The 16,754-nt window shown below is 33.5% G+C and carries 12 protein-coding genes; 5 read left to right on the top strand and 7 right to left on the bottom strand.

From position 1 onward, the window contains the following. Positions 1–145: 145 nt before the first annotated feature. Complete coding sequence (locus AC5ZCW_RS19255) at positions 146–2,920, bottom strand: TonB-dependent receptor (protein WP_496121300.1); 2,775 nt, start codon at positions 2,918–2,920, stop codon at positions 146–148. A gap of 243 nt (positions 2,921–3,163) precedes the next feature. On the opposite strand from AC5ZCW_RS19255, the gene AC5ZCW_RS19250 reads away from it, so the two are divergent. The 3 genes from AC5ZCW_RS19250 to AC5ZCW_RS19240 all read left to right on the top strand — a co-directional run bounded on the left by AC5ZCW_RS19250 (position 3,164) and on the right by AC5ZCW_RS19240 (position 6,647). Continuing rightward, complete coding sequence (locus AC5ZCW_RS19250) at positions 3,164–3,847, top strand: response regulator transcription factor (protein ID WP_008465097.1); 684 nt, start codon at positions 3,164–3,166, stop codon at positions 3,845–3,847. A 240-nt stretch (positions 3,848–4,087) separates the two neighbouring features. Then, on the top strand, positions 4,088–5,173 hold the full coding sequence (locus tag AC5ZCW_RS19245; protein ID WP_343545044.1) for a sensor histidine kinase: 1,086 nt from the start codon (positions 4,088–4,090) through the stop codon (positions 5,171–5,173). A 163-nt stretch (positions 5,174–5,336) separates the two neighbouring features. Next, positions 5,337–6,647: a porin gene (locus AC5ZCW_RS19240; RefSeq protein ID WP_496121299.1), complete on the top strand. Its 1,311-nt coding sequence runs from the start codon at positions 5,337–5,339 to the stop codon at positions 6,645–6,647. Positions 6,648–6,825: 178 nt separating this feature from the next. On the opposite strand, the gene AC5ZCW_RS19235 is transcribed toward AC5ZCW_RS19240, so the two are convergent. From AC5ZCW_RS19235 to AC5ZCW_RS19220, 4 genes are all read right to left on the bottom strand, one after another. Beyond that, complete coding sequence (locus tag AC5ZCW_RS19235) at positions 6,826–7,905, bottom strand: glycosyltransferase (RefSeq protein WP_281634036.1); 1,080 nt, start codon at positions 7,903–7,905, stop codon at positions 6,826–6,828. A gap of 405 nt (positions 7,906–8,310) precedes the next feature. After that, complete coding sequence (locus AC5ZCW_RS19230) at positions 8,311–8,886, bottom strand: hypothetical protein (protein ID WP_496121298.1); 576 nt, start codon at positions 8,884–8,886, stop codon at positions 8,311–8,313. A gap of 63 nt (positions 8,887–8,949) precedes the next feature. Next, positions 8,950–12,384 carry a DUF8818 domain-containing protein gene (locus tag AC5ZCW_RS19225; protein WP_496121296.1) on the bottom strand — a complete coding sequence of 1,145 codons (3,435 nt, stop codon included), beginning with the start codon at positions 12,382–12,384 and terminating at the stop codon, positions 8,950–8,952. A 90-nt stretch (positions 12,385–12,474) separates the two neighbouring features. Continuing rightward, the gene (locus AC5ZCW_RS19220; RefSeq protein WP_496121295.1) at positions 12,475–12,702 is read right to left on the bottom strand and encodes a DUF5808 domain-containing protein; all 228 of its coding nucleotides are present in this window, start codon (positions 12,700–12,702) and stop codon (positions 12,475–12,477) included. 92 nt (positions 12,703–12,794) lie between these two features. Here AC5ZCW_RS19220 and AC5ZCW_RS19215 point away from each other — a divergent pair, with 92 nt between their 5' ends. Both AC5ZCW_RS19215 and AC5ZCW_RS19210 read left to right on the top strand, forming a co-directional pair. Next, positions 12,795–13,853, top strand: a complete 1,059-nt coding sequence (locus AC5ZCW_RS19215; RefSeq protein ID WP_496121294.1) for a helix-turn-helix domain-containing protein — start codon at positions 12,795–12,797, stop codon at positions 13,851–13,853. 116 nt (positions 13,854–13,969) lie between these two features. Next, positions 13,970–16,225, top strand: a complete 2,256-nt coding sequence (locus tag AC5ZCW_RS19210; protein WP_496121293.1) for a TonB-dependent receptor domain-containing protein — start codon at positions 13,970–13,972, stop codon at positions 16,223–16,225. A 1-nt stretch (position 16,226) separates the two neighbouring features. Here AC5ZCW_RS19210 and AC5ZCW_RS19205 read toward each other — a convergent pair whose 3' ends face one another. Together AC5ZCW_RS19205 and AC5ZCW_RS19200 are read right to left on the bottom strand one after the other, a co-directional pair. After that, positions 16,227–16,454 (bottom strand): DUF5808 domain-containing protein, encoded by a 228-nt coding sequence (locus AC5ZCW_RS19205; RefSeq protein ID WP_496121292.1) that lies wholly within the window; start codon positions 16,452–16,454, stop codon positions 16,227–16,229. A 42-nt stretch (positions 16,455–16,496) separates the two neighbouring features. Next, positions 16,497–16,730 (bottom strand): putative signal transducing protein, encoded by a 234-nt coding sequence (locus AC5ZCW_RS19200; RefSeq protein ID WP_496121291.1) that lies wholly within the window; start codon positions 16,728–16,730, stop codon positions 16,497–16,499. Positions 16,731–16,754: the final 24 nt, after the last annotated feature.

The following is a 16,754-nucleotide window of genomic DNA, read 5'->3' as shown; positions in this document are numbered from 1 at the left end:
CTGAGTTAAGACGATATTAACAATCTATTAAGTATAATGGGGTAAAAACGCATCGCCTTAATATAAAATTTACATTGCAATTTTGGATAAAAAAAAGCGATTGGAATAACCAATCGCCTCTTGTAATTTATTGAAAATCTTTTTCTTAGAATGTATAGTTTAAAGTAAGTCTAAGATCTGAACCTGCTTTGTATGAAGTTACAGTAATATCTCCTACAGACTCTTTTCCAGGTACTTCTCCTTGTTCTTGTACACGCTTAAAAGTTGGATTTAAAATGTTGTTGTAAATAAGACCGATTTTTAAGTTTTTAGTCAAACTTGAATTTACAATAAAGTCTAGTTTGTTTACCGCTTTGTCAACCATGTTTCCAACTCTTGAAGTTCCAATTACAGCTAATTTATCTGAAAAATAAGAGTAAGAAACTGTTGCCGAAATATCTGTGTTTTCTGAAAACTCATTTAAGAAAGATAAATTCGCATTGGCAAGGAAATTAGAAGCTCCTGTTAATTTACTTGATGTAAAAGTAAAGTTCGCTCCAAAATCATTTTCATTGTTTACTTTTTCATTGCTTAGATCTTGTTTGGTATATAAATATGATCCGTTTGCATCAAAAGAAAGTTTTGTTTTTAAGTTATCTCTTTTTTCAATTTCAAAAAGATCTTTTCTATACTCAACTTCAACTCCTGCTACTGTTCCTTTGTCTCCTGTATTTGCATAAGAAATATCATTTGAAGAAGAATTCAAGAACATTTCGTTGATTGGGTTTTGAATGATTTTACCAAATGCAGTAACCGAAATTAATTCACTTGCTTTTGGGAAAAATTCCCATCCTAAATCAAAATTGTAATTTGTTGAAGCGTATAATCTTGGGTTTCCTTCGTAAGCTTGAGCAACGTCCTCATAAATGATAGGCACTTTTTCTTTAAATTGAGGAAGTGTATACGTTTTACTAGCAGAGAATTTTAAATTCTGTCTTTCATTCAAAGTATATTTTGAAATTAAGCTTGGTAAAATATTGAATTTAGAATCGTCAGAGTTTCCTCCAGATGGAACTGTTGTTGTGATATAGAAAACATTCTGATTCAATTGCTCTAATCTTGCTCCTAATATTACGCTTAATCTTTCAGTTAAAGAATATTGAACGTTAGCAAATGCAGCATTAATATCTAAATTTCCATTATACGTTTGGTGAATTCTGTTTGAGTAAGATGAACCCCAATGTGCAGGATCTAAGTAGTTATCTACATGGTGAATATCTTCTTTTGGGAAAGAAATTGTAGTTCTGTTCGGGAAGAACGAAAACTGTTGCATGTCGTAATCTACATCTTTGAATTTTCCAGAATATCCAACCGTTACTTTTCCTTTGTAAGTATCATCACTTCCTTTTTTGAAGTTATAAGAAAGAGCAATATTTGCAGCAATTTCATTTTCTTTTAAGTCATGAAAAAATCTGTGGTTGTTGATGTTTGAGTTGGTGAAAAATGTATAATCAATAGCATTAGGAGCATACACGAAAGAGTTTTGCATACGATCTGGAATTGCACTGTCAGACATACTGTATCCAACTCCCCAGTTTAAATTCAATCGATCGCTAAATTTGCTTTTCCCTGTTAATTGGTTCACCACTAATTGCGTTCTTTCGAAAGTTCCACGTTTGATAAAACCGCTAATTTGCTGTTGAGCATCTCCACCACCATCAAAGTTGATGTTAGTTCCTTCGTACTCGCTATAATCTTGCTCACTAGAGTTTAAGAATAAAGAAGTAAAGAAGATCGAATGGTTTTTGTTGATTTTGTAATCAGCTGTACCCATAACCGTTGTTGTAGTGTTATGTTTGTAAGCTGTTCTGATAAAGTCAGAATAAATATCTCCATCAGAAGTAATTCCTCCTCTGCTGTAACCTTGAGTGAATTTGTTTTTTGCACTGAAAGATCCAGTAACAAAAGCACCAATAGAACTTTCGTCGTTTATTTGAAATCTTTTTCCTCCAGATAAAGTGTAGAAAGCATTTAATACATTTTTACTTTCTTGTCTGTCCCAGCTTGTTGCATAGCTGTATGGCAATAATGGAGCATCTGGCACACCAACTTTTTTAAATCCTGTATAAGTAGGTCCGTCTTGAAGATAAAAATGATCTTGTCCTAAAACATTTGTGTTTGCACCAGTACCAACTGAAAAGCTGATGAAAGGTTTTCCGCTGAATTTCTTTGCGCTAATATCGATATTAGCTCCTCCGAAATCGGCATAATTTTGAGCTTCAAAAGTTTTACTGATTCCAATGTTATCTACAATGTTTGTAGAGAAAATTTCTAAAAGAATGTTTTTATTTGCAGGGTTGTTTGATGGCAACGGAAGGCCGTTTAAAGTAGTTACGTTATAACGGTCACCTAATCCACGTACGAAAACATTTCCAGAATCGTCTTGTTTAGAAACCCCGCTCACTTTTGCAACAGCGTTGGCAACATCATTAACTCCTTTTCTTGCAATTTCCTCAGCACCAATAGCAGCTTTAAATTGAACTGCATTTTTTTGATCTAATAATAATGCAGATTCTTTTTGCTTGTTTCCTGCAGAAGATTTTACGACTACATCTTTAAGAGTATAGCTTCCAGAAGAAAGCACTTGATTAACTGTTACAGTTTCGTTTGCTTTTACGGCAACCGGAGCTTCTACAGATTCATATCCTAAGAAACTAAAAATTAAAGTATAATTTCCAGGATTTACGCTTAACGAATATTTTCCGTCAACGTCGGTATTTACGCTAATATTTGTACCTTTAACTAAAACATTAGCAAATGGTAGAGCTGCGTTGTTCGAATCTTTGTCGGTCAGAACTCCAGAAATCGTACCTTTGTTTTGCGCGATCGAAATCGTACAGATAAATAATGCAATAAAGAGAAATCTTAAATTGAATTTCATTTTTTTCAGTGTTGTGTTTGTGTCTTAATTATTTTTGTGCAAAGAAAGAACCGCTCTGTGAAGTCCATGTTACCGACTTGTTATGTTTTTGTGTTGTTAAGATTATCAAATTGTTACGAGATTAAATTACGGTTAACACCATTTTTTAAAGGTTCTTTTGTTAGTATATTTACCCTGTGAAATAAGAAATATCGAATGTTTAATGAAGAAGTTTCGATATAAAAATCTCAATTTTTGCTATTTATGAAAAAAACACAAACTAAGATTTTATTAGTTGACGACGAACCAGATATCTTAGAAATCGTTGGCTATAACCTTGCTCAGGAAGGCTATCAGATTGTTACAGCTTCTAATGGAAAAGATGCTATAGCAAAAGCACAGAAAGAGTTGCCAGAATTAATCATTATGGACGTGATGATGGCAGAAATGGACGGAATGGAGGCTTGCGAGCATATTAGAAAAATTCCTGAATTAAATAATGTTATCATAACATTCCTTACAGCAAGAAGCGAAGATTATTCTCAAGTAGCTGGTTTTGATGCAGGTGCCGATGACTATATTACAAAACCAATTAAACCAAAATTATTGGTCTCAAAAGTAAAGGCGCTGTTAAGAAGATTAAAGGAACAAGAAGTTGTTACAGATACTTTAAATGTAGGCGGAATCGAGATTAATCGTGAAGAATACAAAATCATAAAAGGCAATGTAGAAATTGCTTTGCCAAGAAAAGAATTCGAATTATTCTATCTATTGGCTTCAAAACCTGGGAAAGTTTTTAAAAGAGACGAAATCTTGGATAAAGTTTGGGGTAACGAAGTTGTGGTTGGAGGAAGAACAATCGATGTTCACATCAGAAAACTGCGCGAAAAAATAGGCGAAGATCTTTTTAAAACCATAAAAGGTGTAGGCTATAAATTTGAAGTTTAGATTTTTAAGATGCTAAGGTTCTAAGATACTAAGTTGCTAAGGCACTTAGTTTTTAAACCCATTCAAATTCTTTTAAAAATATTCAATACATTTAAACCATATAAGAATTGAAGCTGTATGAGCTTCATTTTCTTATATGGTTTTTGAGTTATTCCTTTTTTTGTTTTTTGATTATTCAAAAGAATATAACTTAAAAGCAAAACTTAATTTTCTTAATTTCTTAATGGTTCAATTTTTTCAATGAAGATTAATTTTAAAAAAACATACAAATTCGCCATAAAATCGGCATTGTATATCAGTCTTTTTACAACAGCATTTGTACTGATGTTAATGTCATTATTTTATAAAAATCAATTAAAACATCAAGTTGCGTTTGGAATAATTTTCATAATCGTAATCTATATTTTCTCTTTTCTGGTTTTACAATATCGTGTAGAACGCTTTATTTACCGAAGAGTGAAGAAAATTTACGATGAGGTTTCGTTGCTAGAATCCACAACATTAATCAATCAGCCGATTAATACCGATATGGAAACGCTTTCGCGTGAAGTGAAAAAGTTCGCGACAGATAAAAAACTCGAAATCGAAATGCTCGAAATCCGTGAGCAATATAGAAGAGAGTTTTTAGGAAACGTTTCACACGAACTAAAAACACCTTTATTTACTGTTCAAGGTTACGTTTCAACTTTGCTTGACGGCGCAATGGACGATAAAAATATCAGAAAAAAATATTTAAAACGTGCCGAAAAAGGAGTAGAGCGTCTTATATATATTGTTGAAGATTTGGATATGATTACCAAATTAGAGTCGGGCGATTTAGATCTCAATATGACTGATTTTGATATTGTCGAATTAATTCAAAATGTTTTCGAACTGCTTGAAATGAAAGCCGATAAAAAGAAAATCAAATTGGCTTTTGAAAGTAAAAATGTGCAGTCTGTAATGATTCGAGGAGATCAGGATAGAATACAGCAAGTTTTAGAAAATCTGATTGTAAACTCTATTAAGTACGGAAAAGAAGGTGGTCTGACTGAAGTTGGCGTAGTAAATTTAACCAAGAAAAAAGTCTTAATTCGTATTAGCGATAACGGAGAAGGCGTTGAAAAACAAAACATACCACGACTTTTTGAACGTTTTTATCGAGTGGATAAAAGCGGAACAAGATCTGAAGGTGGTTCTGGTTTAGGTCTGGCAATTGTAAAGCATATTATTGAAGCGCATAAGGAGAAAGTTTATGTAGAAAGTGAGTTCGGAATTGGCTCTGAATTCTCTTTTACGCTCGAAAAAGCAAATAAAACAACAAAAACTGACGTTAAAAAATCGTAACGTCAGTTTTGTTAAAAGCCCTAAAACAAAGGTGTTTAACGATAAATAAACATTTGGATTTAGGTCATAACATTAAATTTTTATTATAGTAACATCTGGTTAATGATTTCTTAACATAGGTGCTCCATCTTTGCATCCTGAAATTAAGGGAATTAGAGAACTAATGATAAAAAGAAAACTAGTAGCTGTTTTATTACTGCTAACCTTTGCTGCTAATGCGCAGGAAACAGATAAAAAAGAATTAAACAAACAGGATGTAAAAAACGAGGTAATGCGTATTTTAGATTCTATAAATAAAGCGAAACTTCCGGAAACTAAATCTGGAGGAGGAGTTGAAGAACATTGGTATGACAGAATCTCTTTAAGAGGTTATGCACAAATTAGATACAATGGTCTTTTTTCTACAAATGATAAAGTTTCTTGCGAACAATGTGATAAATCTTGGGGAACAACTTCTACAGCTCCAGATGCAAAAGCAAACAACGGACTTTTTATTCGTCGTGCCCGTTTAGTATTTTCAGGACAAGTTCACCCGAATGTATTCTTCTATTTCCAGCCAGACTTTGCGAGTTCTCCAGTTAGCGGTATTAATAATTTCGTACAGATTCGTGATTTGTATTTTGATCTTTCTTTTGATAAAAAAAGAGAATATCGTGTTCGCGTTGGACAGAGTAAAATTCCATACGGCTTCGAAAATATGCAGTCAAGTTCACAGCGTTTATCTTTAGATCGTGCCGACGCTATCAACAGCTCAATTTTAAATGAACGTGATTTAGGGATATTCTTTTATTGGGCTCCAGCCGAAATTAGACAGCGTTTTGAAATGTTGGTTAGAGATGGCTATAAAGGTTCTGGAGATTTTGGAGTTTTTGCCTTTGGTGTTTATAATGGGCAGATTGCCAATAAATTGGATGGGAATCGAGATTTAAATGTGGTAACGAGAGTATCATACCCTTTTGTAATTGGAAGTCAGATTATAGAACCAGGAATTCAGGCTTATACCGGTAAATGGGCTTTTACAGGAGAAGTTTCACCAGGAGTTACTGTTAACGATCCTCAATATGTAAAAGATCAGCGAGTGGGGGCAACTTTTGTTTTATATCCTAGACCATTTGGTATTCAGACTGAATACAATATCGGAACAGGACCTCGATACAATACACTTACCAATTCAATTGACCAAACCGATTTAAACGGAGGTTATGTTTTATTAAACTATAAATGGGATATTAAAAAACAGCGTATTTATCCTTTCGCCAAATTTCAATATTATGACGGAGGAAAAAAATATGAAAAAGATGCTAGAAGCTATGTCGTTAGAGACTATGAATTTGGTATTGAATGGCAGCCAATCAAAGCTTTAGAATTAACTGCAGAATATGTAGTAGCAGATAGGACTTTTGAAGATAGTGCACTACCAATAAACAGACAGCAAGGAAATGTGCTGAGACTGCAAGCACAATTTAATTTCTAAAAAGGACACAGAATAGACGGATTTGCTATCGCAAAGACGCTGATAAAAACTGATTTTTTATTTTAAGAAAAAACTCAATTGCCTCTAGCTTAAGCTGGAGGTTTTTTTATTGTAATGGGAAATAAAATTTGCTTAATTCGTGTCTTTGCAATAGCAAATCCGTTTGATCGGCATGCAATTATGCTGTTTTGTCTTCAAAAACCTTAAATAACGAATCCCAGTCAATGTTATTTTCAAATTGAGATAGTCCTTTAAACGATTTTACTTTCGATAAATCTTCAATGCTAAAATCGTCCTGCATTGCATAAGGTATAAGATTTTCTTCCTGAAGTTTTATTGCCAGATATTCCTGTTCATATTGTCCTGGCGTCGGAATAAAAAAGGCTTTTTTGCCCAGCTTTGCCAAATCCATAACAGTAGTATACCCCGAACGGCACAATACAAACTCACTTTCGTTAAAAGTCTGTTCCAACTGTTTTGAGTTCATAAAGTTGTAATAGGTAACATTTCCAGCCTGCCATTTTTCTTGCGATTTTTCTACTTTACCTTGTACAAAAACCACTTTTCCTGGATAATTTGCAGCTTCTTTTTGCAGTTTTTCATCCAAGAAAGTGCGCTGAGGTTCAGGTCCAGACAATATAATCATCAAATCATATATTTTTGGAGTATCCTTTTTCTTCATACGGCTCAACGGGCCGATGTATTTTAGATTCAGTTCATTATTTTTTAAATGCCCCAAATCTCCCGTTAAGTTCACTTTTTCATTAGTATCAGGAACCCAGCATTCATTATATTTTTTTATGAAATACTGATGACATTTACTGGTAAACCAAGTCGTATTTCCAGTCATTACATTCAATTGATGAGTCATAAAAACAGAAGGCACTTTTTTGCTGAAAACCCCCAATCTGTTATCTGAGATTATGCCATCAATGCCATGTTTTTTAATCCAATGATTCACCATTTTTTTCTCATCCAAAACGGCAGTAATCATTTTCGGAAGATTTTTAATCAGCTTCCATTTAAAATTTTTACCATTCTTAGCATACTCAATATGATAAGAAGGCAATTCTAAAGTTTGTACATAAGGAAATTCTTTTCGTAATAGAGCCAGCGCAACGCCGTCGGAGGCGATAATTGGAATATAATTATTCTCTTGAAGCGCTTTGATAATCGGAATGCATCGAGTGGCATGTCCAAGTCCCCAATTTAATGGAGCTACTAAAATTGTTTTATTCGCAGAATAATCAATGCTCATTTTTAACACGTTTTAAAAACGAAGATAGACAAATATGTTTTCTGTGTTATTTCGAAGGTATTACTAAATTATTAATTTAAGGTGCTAAGTTGCTGAGGAACTAAGGTTCTGAGATTTATTAATTTAAATAAAAAAGATTTTACAAACATATTAAGAAGCTCCAGAGGGGCGACATATTTATAGAAATCCAATTGCGAAAAGACAAAGAGCTCCAGCGGAGCGACATGTTTTTTATAATCGAATATATGTCGCTCCGCTGGAGCTTTTTAATCTCTGGGAATTGCAATTTCTATAAATATTTTGCTTCTCCGAAGCTTACAAAAAGAAGAAGCTGTCCTTTTGGACAGCTTCTTCAAAGTCTCGTATTAAAACCTTAGCACCTCAGTACCTTAGTCCCTCAGCACCTTAGTCTTGAATATACGTTTTATTTCCATTTTTGTTAATATAGTATTTACCGCCTCTTGGACCAGTATATACTTTTTTACCGTTGTATTCGCCGGTTACTTTGTCTGGTACAGACGGCGCTTTTTCATTAGTTTCCTTTAAAGTTTTACTAGCCGATTTTTTTGCTGCAGTGGCGTCTTTTTTCGTAGCGTCAGCTTTTGCGGTTGTTTTTTTAGCGTCGGCTTTGGTTTTGTCAGCCGTGCTTTTTGCTTTGTCAGCCGTTGTTTTTGCTTTATCAGATTCTACAGTAGCTTTTTTGGCATCAGCTTTAGCTTTTGTCGCTTGTTTATCGGCAGTCTTTTTTGCGGCGTCAGCAGATTCTTTTTTGGCTTTTGTTGAAGCAGTTTTTGCATCGTCAGCGGCTTTTTTAGATTTTGTGGCTTCCTTTTTTGCGTCAGCCGAAGCTTTGTCAGCACTTGCTTTCGCTTTTTTCGCCGAAGTTTCAGTTTTACTTTTCGTGGTTTTTGCAGTTGTTTCCTGAGCATAAAAATTAGAAGAGAAAACAACTATCAAACAGAACAATACTAATTTTTTCATAAGGCTAAAAGTTTAAATTTCAATTAAAATTAAACAATTTATTGTCATCTTTTTCGTGTTACATTAAAAATATGCACGAAGCTGAACATTTCCAGTATGAATCGTATTTCCGGTTTCGCTTTTTCTTCCTTGATAATTTAAATTAATATCTAGAAAAGACGTAATGTTCTTTTGCAGAAGTAGTTTCCAAACCAAATTTGATCCCGCTTGAAGTCCCTCGAGCATTTGAAAACCGACTGATGAAAATTCATTTCCATTAAATTTATTTTCATAAAATGAGAATTCTCCATTAACCGTAACTTTCTTTTCGCCTGCATAAGAAAAAGAAGTCCCGATTCTGTTTTGGTCTAAAGTTTCGAGATTTCCAATTTGATTTTTTTTGTTTTGAAGTTCATAAAAGAAATCCAATTTGGTGTTTTTCGAAAATAAATAACTGACTTTTGGTGCCAGCTGCCAGCCTTGAATGTCATAATTTTTCTCAGCAAAATCTTTTGAAACCAAATCGGTTTTTATGGTTTTAGTGAAGAAATTAAATAGCCAGCTATTTTGGTATAAATGTGTGTACTGAATTTGATGCGAATAATTCTGCACATGCTGAGAACCAACAGAAAGCAGACTCTTTCCTTTATTTATAAGATAAGAATACGTAACCGAATGTTTTTGTTTACCTCGGTTATAAAATAAACTGTTTCTGAAACTCGAATTCAAACCCAAAATATTCTCTTCTGAGGAATCAAACGGATTAAGTTCTAATTTTTCACCATCACTTTTTATCTTTCGATCCATTATAAAAGAAGTCTGGTTATAAAAATAAGACAGCAATTTTTTGAATCCTTTTTCATTTTGCCATTGTAGCGGATTCAGAGTTAAGGATTGCGAAAACTTATTTTGGTTGGTTTTTATATAAACCTGATTCGGTAAAAAGACTCTAACATAACGCGCTTGATCTTGATAAACTGCAACTTCAAATTCTTCCAATTCCTGAATTCCGTTTCCGTTATAATCGTTCCAAGTGTAAACTCCTTGACCTGTTGGCACTTCTACATACGTAAATTCTTGTTGGGCAATAGTTCCCGAACTCGTTTCGTAAGCCGTTCCAATTTGCATGAACTGATTAAAAAAGCGATCGTTGTACAGAATTCTCGAATTTAAAGAAGGTTCATTCTGTCTCGATTTATCTGTAAAATCTAAATTTCTGTAACTCGCATAAACCGCCAAATCGGTTGTTTTGTTTTGAATTAGTTTTGATTTTAAATAATATGTCTGCGAATTGTTGACATGCTGCAGTAATCCGTTTTGCAAACTATCGTTTCGTCTTTGAAGGAAACCAACTTCCACAAAAACCTTAGTACTGTCGCCACGCCCAGTAAATAAACCGTATTCTGAAAATCTTTGGCTTAAAACCGAAAACTGATTGGTAACTTTGTCTTTTTGTTGGTTGTCTTCCAATTGCATAGTTCCTCCAACCCAATTTTTTCCAAAATGATACTTGGTTCTGGTTTGGTTTCTAATGAATTTTGAAGTCGAAGCTGTAGCATCAGAATTTAAGAAACTTCCATTGTTTTCGATCGTCCAATTTTTTAGTTTGAATAAAGCATTTGTTGTATGTCTTGTTCCAGTGTAGCTTTCGCTAAAATCCAATTTCTCAAATTGATACGTCAACAAACCAATATTAGAGGTTTCTTTTTTCGAAAATAAATCAAAATTCAAACCCGTAACTAAAAGACTCTGATTGCCATAAAGCGTTCCCGTTAAATTCCAGTCACGGTTAAATTCAATGTTATACAAACGTTCCACCGATTTAAAATTCTGCTGTACAAATTGATAATTCGCAAAAGCATCTAAATTCCAGCTTCTAGAAAAAAGGCGTTTTTTAAGGTTGGTTTTAAAAGCAATTCCTTCATTGTTCGAATCGTCAATGGTAGAAAACAAATTCTGATCATTATTACTAACAGCCAATTCAAAATCAACCAATGTTTTTTCATCAGGATTATATTTTCCTAAAAACGTTGCCACTTGAAGTTTCATTGGCGCAACAAGCTGAACAATTGGTTCATAATTTCCCTGTAGAATTCCGTTAACTGGTTCGACATATTGATAAATACGTTCAACAGAATTATTGTTTTGAATGATATAATTTCCTGCATTTGCACCAACCTGACTAAATCGCACATTGTACAAAACATCGGCAGGATTATTCGAATATTCGTAAACTTCAACCGAATTAATCAGTGTCTTTTTATACAAGATTTTATTCTCAGCATAAGTATCTTCGTAAGCAGATGGCGCTTTCATCAAATTGACATCATCGCCTGCTTGACTTAAAATCTGAACCTGTTCTGGAGAAAGATTTTGCTGCAGAGGCTGATTTTTCATATCATTTTCAGAATACAAATAGCCACCAAAACTCCAGTTTTTATTTTCGTGAGTTGCACCTGCGTATGTTACAAGGCGATTGTAATTTCGTTCAGAATATTGGTATTCTACATTAATACGCATTTCTGAAGTAATGGTGAAAAGCGACGTAAAGACAATTTCTCCTGCATTATAATCGATAACATAATCGTTGTTTTCGCCTCTTTTTAATAAAACGCCGTTTACATAAACTCGCTCCGAACCCGAAATTACCAAAACATACAATTCGCCATTTTGCCCCTTTAGTTTATACGGACCTTGATTGCCTTCCTGACCTGTAAACGTGCTTTTGGCATATTGGCCTTTTACAAAAGCAACCGAAGCAAAAACGTTGGTTTTGCTTTTTTCGGTATCAAAATCAAAGTTGGCAGAAAGTCCCTGAACTTTTTTATTAAAGCCCAAAAATTGAGTTTTCCTGTTTTCTAAAAAGACATCGCCGGCGCGAATGTTCCAGTCATCACTAAAAAGTTCGATAAAAATATTATCAAACTGATCGAGTTTCTGCGAATAACCGCCATCTTGCAACGGAATATTATTATCTTGAAGTGAAGCCCTTAAACTCACTTTGTCTGAAATCTTTCCTGTAATCTGTAAATCTAAATTGGAGTTTAAAACCGTACTCTGATTATTACCAACCGTAACGCCTCGAGTAATGCTTCCAGAAGTTTCCAGTCCGTCAAAAGGAGTTACTTTTTTTGCATTTGAATTATTGTCGATTCGGTACAATTTGTCTGATCCAACATCGCCGCTTACAATCTGATCCGATTTGTAAAGGCTGTATTCTCTAGTTAAAAGATCTGGATAATTAAGATAATTGACAATTAAGGTATCTGAAACCGATTGGAAGTTTTCATTTAAAAGCAAATATCCTTTTTGAAAATCGACTTTATAAGAAGTAGAATCGATTGGTTGGTTTTTGGTATTTAAGATTTCAAAAAATCCAGAGTTGATGGCAACTTTTTCAAGACGAATAGTGTCTTTTGAAACGATTACTTTTTTGGTTTTGTACAGTGATTCAGTTTCCTGAGCCTGAAGCGCAGAAAACCAGAAGAAAACCGTCAAAAACAGTAATTTTTTCAACATAAATACTCTAACTCTAAAAAGCCAAAAGTAGTATTTATAATTGTGAATTGCAGTGTAGGTTATTTTAGATTTATTGGTCAATAGTATATCCTATCTTCCATTTTTAATAAAAGCTAAAATTATCAAAATAAAGAAAGCGATGATTACAATGAAAACGGGATTTGCATAATTGGCGTGCCATCCAAATTCACTTATTCTTTTTGGAAAATAAGATCTTTTGTCTTTTGGATTGTAATAAAACATTCCCCAAATCCAATTATTGGGATCATTTTCCCATTGGTTTTTAGTTTCTTCGCTGGGATCGTTAATGTTTTTCATAATTCATGGAATTATTTGACTGTTATAAAGTTAATTAATTTTCATTTAAAAATAATATTTTAGCTTTGTTTAGGATATAATCAATTTAAATTATGGATACTAGCAAAGAACTTTTATTCTTTTTTAGTGCTTTAGGAGCTTTCAACGGAATTATTCTCGGAGTGTATTTTTTCTTTTTTACCAAGAAAAAGCATCTGACGAATTATTTTCTGGGTGCACTTTTGTTTGCGCTAAGTATCCGAATCGCAAAATCTGTATTTGTTTATTTTCATCCCGAACTGCCAAAAATGTATCTTCAGTTTGGACTTACAGCTTGTTTTTTCATCGGACCATGTTTGTATTATTTTATTAAATCGGCAGTCGATGAAGTTCAGATAATGCCCAAATCATGGAAATTTATTCTAGCATTTTGGGGAACATTAATCGTTGCTGTCGGCATTTTATACCCGTATGAAGTATATCCGAAACTTTGGGGAGGTTTTTTCATAAGGATCATTTATTTTCAGTGGTTTGTTTATATTGTTTTTGCCGGCTTTGAGCTTCGTGGCATTTTGAAAAAAATCCTGAGCCGAAAAGAAAAAACTACTCCAGCCGAAATGTGGTTTTCAATGCTCTATTTTGGAAATTGTTTACTGTTTCTATTTTACTTCTTGGCGATTATGGGAGCGCCAGGAGCTACCTATATAAGTGGCGCGGTTGTTTTTTCATTTATTTTATACTTAGGAATTTCGATTCTTTTATACAGAAAAAAAACAGACGATTTGTTTTTATTGAATGGAAAGATTTCGAATAAAAAAATAGATTCGGCAGAAGCTGTAATCTGGTTTGAAAAACTGAATAATGCTATGAATGAAAAGAGTTTGTATAAAAATCCAAACTTGACACTTCAAGATTTGTCTCAGGAAATTAATATCTCGAGCCATCAATTATCACAGTTTCTGAATAATAATTTGGGAAAGAATTTTACCAGTTATGTAAACGAATTTAGAATCAACGAAGCTTGTAAAATTATCACTTCTTCAGATAAATTAACTTTGGAATCCGTTGGTTATGATGTTGGTTTTAATTCTAAATCAACTTTTTTCACAGCATTCAAAAAACATACGGGAACTACGCCGTTAAATTACCAAATGCAAGCTGTGCAGTCCTAGAATGAAGTGCTGATTTATAAATTCGTACTCCTGATTTCGCTTTTTGGAATCTCATTTATTGATTTTCAGATGACTTTTGTTTCAAATAAAAGTCAAACTGTTAATTGTAAAAGTTTATGAGATTGTTAAAATTGGTCATTCTTTATGTTTTTTTTCTGGTCTTTTCATCAATAGAGATAAAAGCACAACGTATAAAAAAAGTTACAGATAAAAGTCATTATAGTGATGATCTGCTCTTCGGAAAGTTATTAAAGCCTGCTCAAGATACTTTAATCATTAAAGAGAAAGGAAATGAAAAAGAGAATGAGCACAATGAGTTAAATGAAGTGGTTGTAAAAAGCCAACCTTCATTATTAAAATATGGAGCCAACGGAAATATTGATGTCAATGTAAACGGAACCGTTTTGGCAACCAGCAGTTCGGTAAACGAATTGTTGGGAAGAGTGCCAAATGTTGTGGTTGCCGACGGTGAAATAAGCGTTGTTGGAAAAGGTGAAGCCATTATTTATCTCAACGGAGTTCTAATTAATTATGAACGTTTTGCCGCTATTCCCGTTTCGCAAATTCAAAAAATTGAAGTTATTTCTAATCCTTCTGCGAGATACGATGCCGAAGGAAAAGCGGTCATCAATATCATAACCAAAAAAAAAAGTGAAGACGGTATAATCGGGACTGCTAATCAGCATGTAACCGTTTCTAAATTTGGCGGAACGAGTTATAACACGCTTTTTGATTTTAGTTATTCTAAAGGAAAATTCTCGTTTGTCACCAATTATGGATTGCAATTAGGAAGAAATCGCGAATTGCTGTATACAACCCGAACACGCCCAAATCCTGATGATTATATGAAATCGGAATTGACAACCGATTGGAAAAGAAGATTTAATAATTATTCTAATTTTGGATTCGGACTTCAATATAGTTTTTCTTCAAATAATTATATTTCACTGGCTTATAGTGGCAATGTGAATGATTTGGGTGGAATTACAGAAAGCAGAAATTCGATAACTAATAATTCAGGAAAAAGTTTTTATGCCACAGATGTTGACCGAAATGATGTTTTGTTAAATCAGTTTATTAATTTGAATTATAATTGGACAACGGCTAAAGGTTCGACACTATTTATTGGATCACAATTTTCGAATTACAATCAGACGATAAGAGATTTTATTGACGAAAATAGTGAGATTGAGGAAACAGATTCGGAGAGATATTTAAAGAATAATGTGGGAGGCCGAATTAATATAATCGCAATTCAAGCCGATTATTCGCAGAAAATAAATGAAAAAACAAAACTCGAAATAGGAGCGAAGTTTAGCTACGCCACAATAAACTCGGGAACCGATTTTTTAATTTCTGATGATGATATAAATTTTGAGCTCGACGATGAGCTTTCAAGTGATTTTGAGTACAACGAAAATATTGCAGCAACTTACTTTAATTATATCGGAACATTGAACGAAAAAGTCAATTTTTCTCTTGGCGTACGAGCGGAAAAAACGAGTTACGATTTATTTACAAATGCCAACGGAATTCATAAATTTGATAAAATGTACAGCAATTTTTTTCCAAACGTGCTTTTAAATTTTAATCTTTCAGAAGATTGGAAAGGGCATTTCTCGTATGTTTCCAGAATTACAAGACCTAGATATCAGGCTCTAAATCCGTATGTGATTTATCAGGATCCGTTTACGACAATTGAAGGAAATCCGAATCTGCTTCCAGAAAAAACACATGCTTTTGAAATAGGTTCTATGTACAAAAAATTTGATTTTAAAGTTGGGTATACTTATAAAATTGATCCTATTTCTGCGGCGGCTTTACGTGGAGACACACCAAACAGTTATATTTTAAGGGCATTAAATCTTGAAAAAGGGCATACTTTTTTTGCTTCGCTTTCTAGATCTTTCAATGTCAAATGGTGGAACTCTGTCAATACTGCAAGCATCACATGGCAGAAATCGGTAGACAATTACTATGAGTTTGAATTTAGCCCCGTAAAACCTCAGATTTATTTATATACCAATAATACATTTACGATTCCGAATCTTTTTAAACTGCAGCTTTTGGCTTGGTATTTAAGCGATAGAAGTTATGGCTTAGGAAGCGAAAACAGCCGATCGACGGTAACTTTAGGAATAGAAAGAAATTTTTTTAAAGATGCATTAAAACTCAATTTTACTGCAAACGATATCTTTCATAAGTTTATGGTTTCTGGTGATTACAATGTCGGACAAACCCAAATTTATTACCACCGAACGTATACCAGCAATTATTTTAAATTGATTGCAACGTACAGTTTCGGAGATTCAAAGAAGACAACTTACAAAAAGTCGGAAGTTGAGCAGCCGGAGAATAATAGAGCGAGGTAAATTATTTGACACTTTCAGATATAATCATCAAAACCAGAATAAGCACAACACAAAGAAAAACCGAATTGGGATTGGCAAAATTAATCGTCCAGCCTAATTCCTTAATTTTCTTTGGAGGAAATAATCTTTTGTCTTTTGGATTGTAATAGAAAAGTCCCCAAACCCAATTATTTGGATCTTGGCTCCAATTGTTTTTTTCTTCCTCGGTTGGCTCTTTACTGAATTCCATTTTTTAAGATTTAAATTTGCATTTTTGCAGTACATCAAAAGATTATACAGGCAAATTATATTCGCCTTTGTTATAGCGGTCAATTATTACTTTACTATCAGCCATATCTTTTTCGAGTACTTTTAAAATGGCAGAACCATTTCCTCCAGCAGAGACGGACCAAGGCTGAATGCTTGACATGTATTCATTAGCAATAAAAACTGAAATGCCATTATTTTCCAATAAATTTTTAATATTCATTGATTCAATATAAGAACCTCTAAAAATTTCAACCATGATTGTGTGTTTTTTTAGATTATG

The organism is Flavobacterium sp. PLA-DH12, assembly GCF_059511845.1.
Note: the sequence above shows the minus strand (reverse complement) of the source record. Positions and strands in the feature narration are given on the sequence as shown.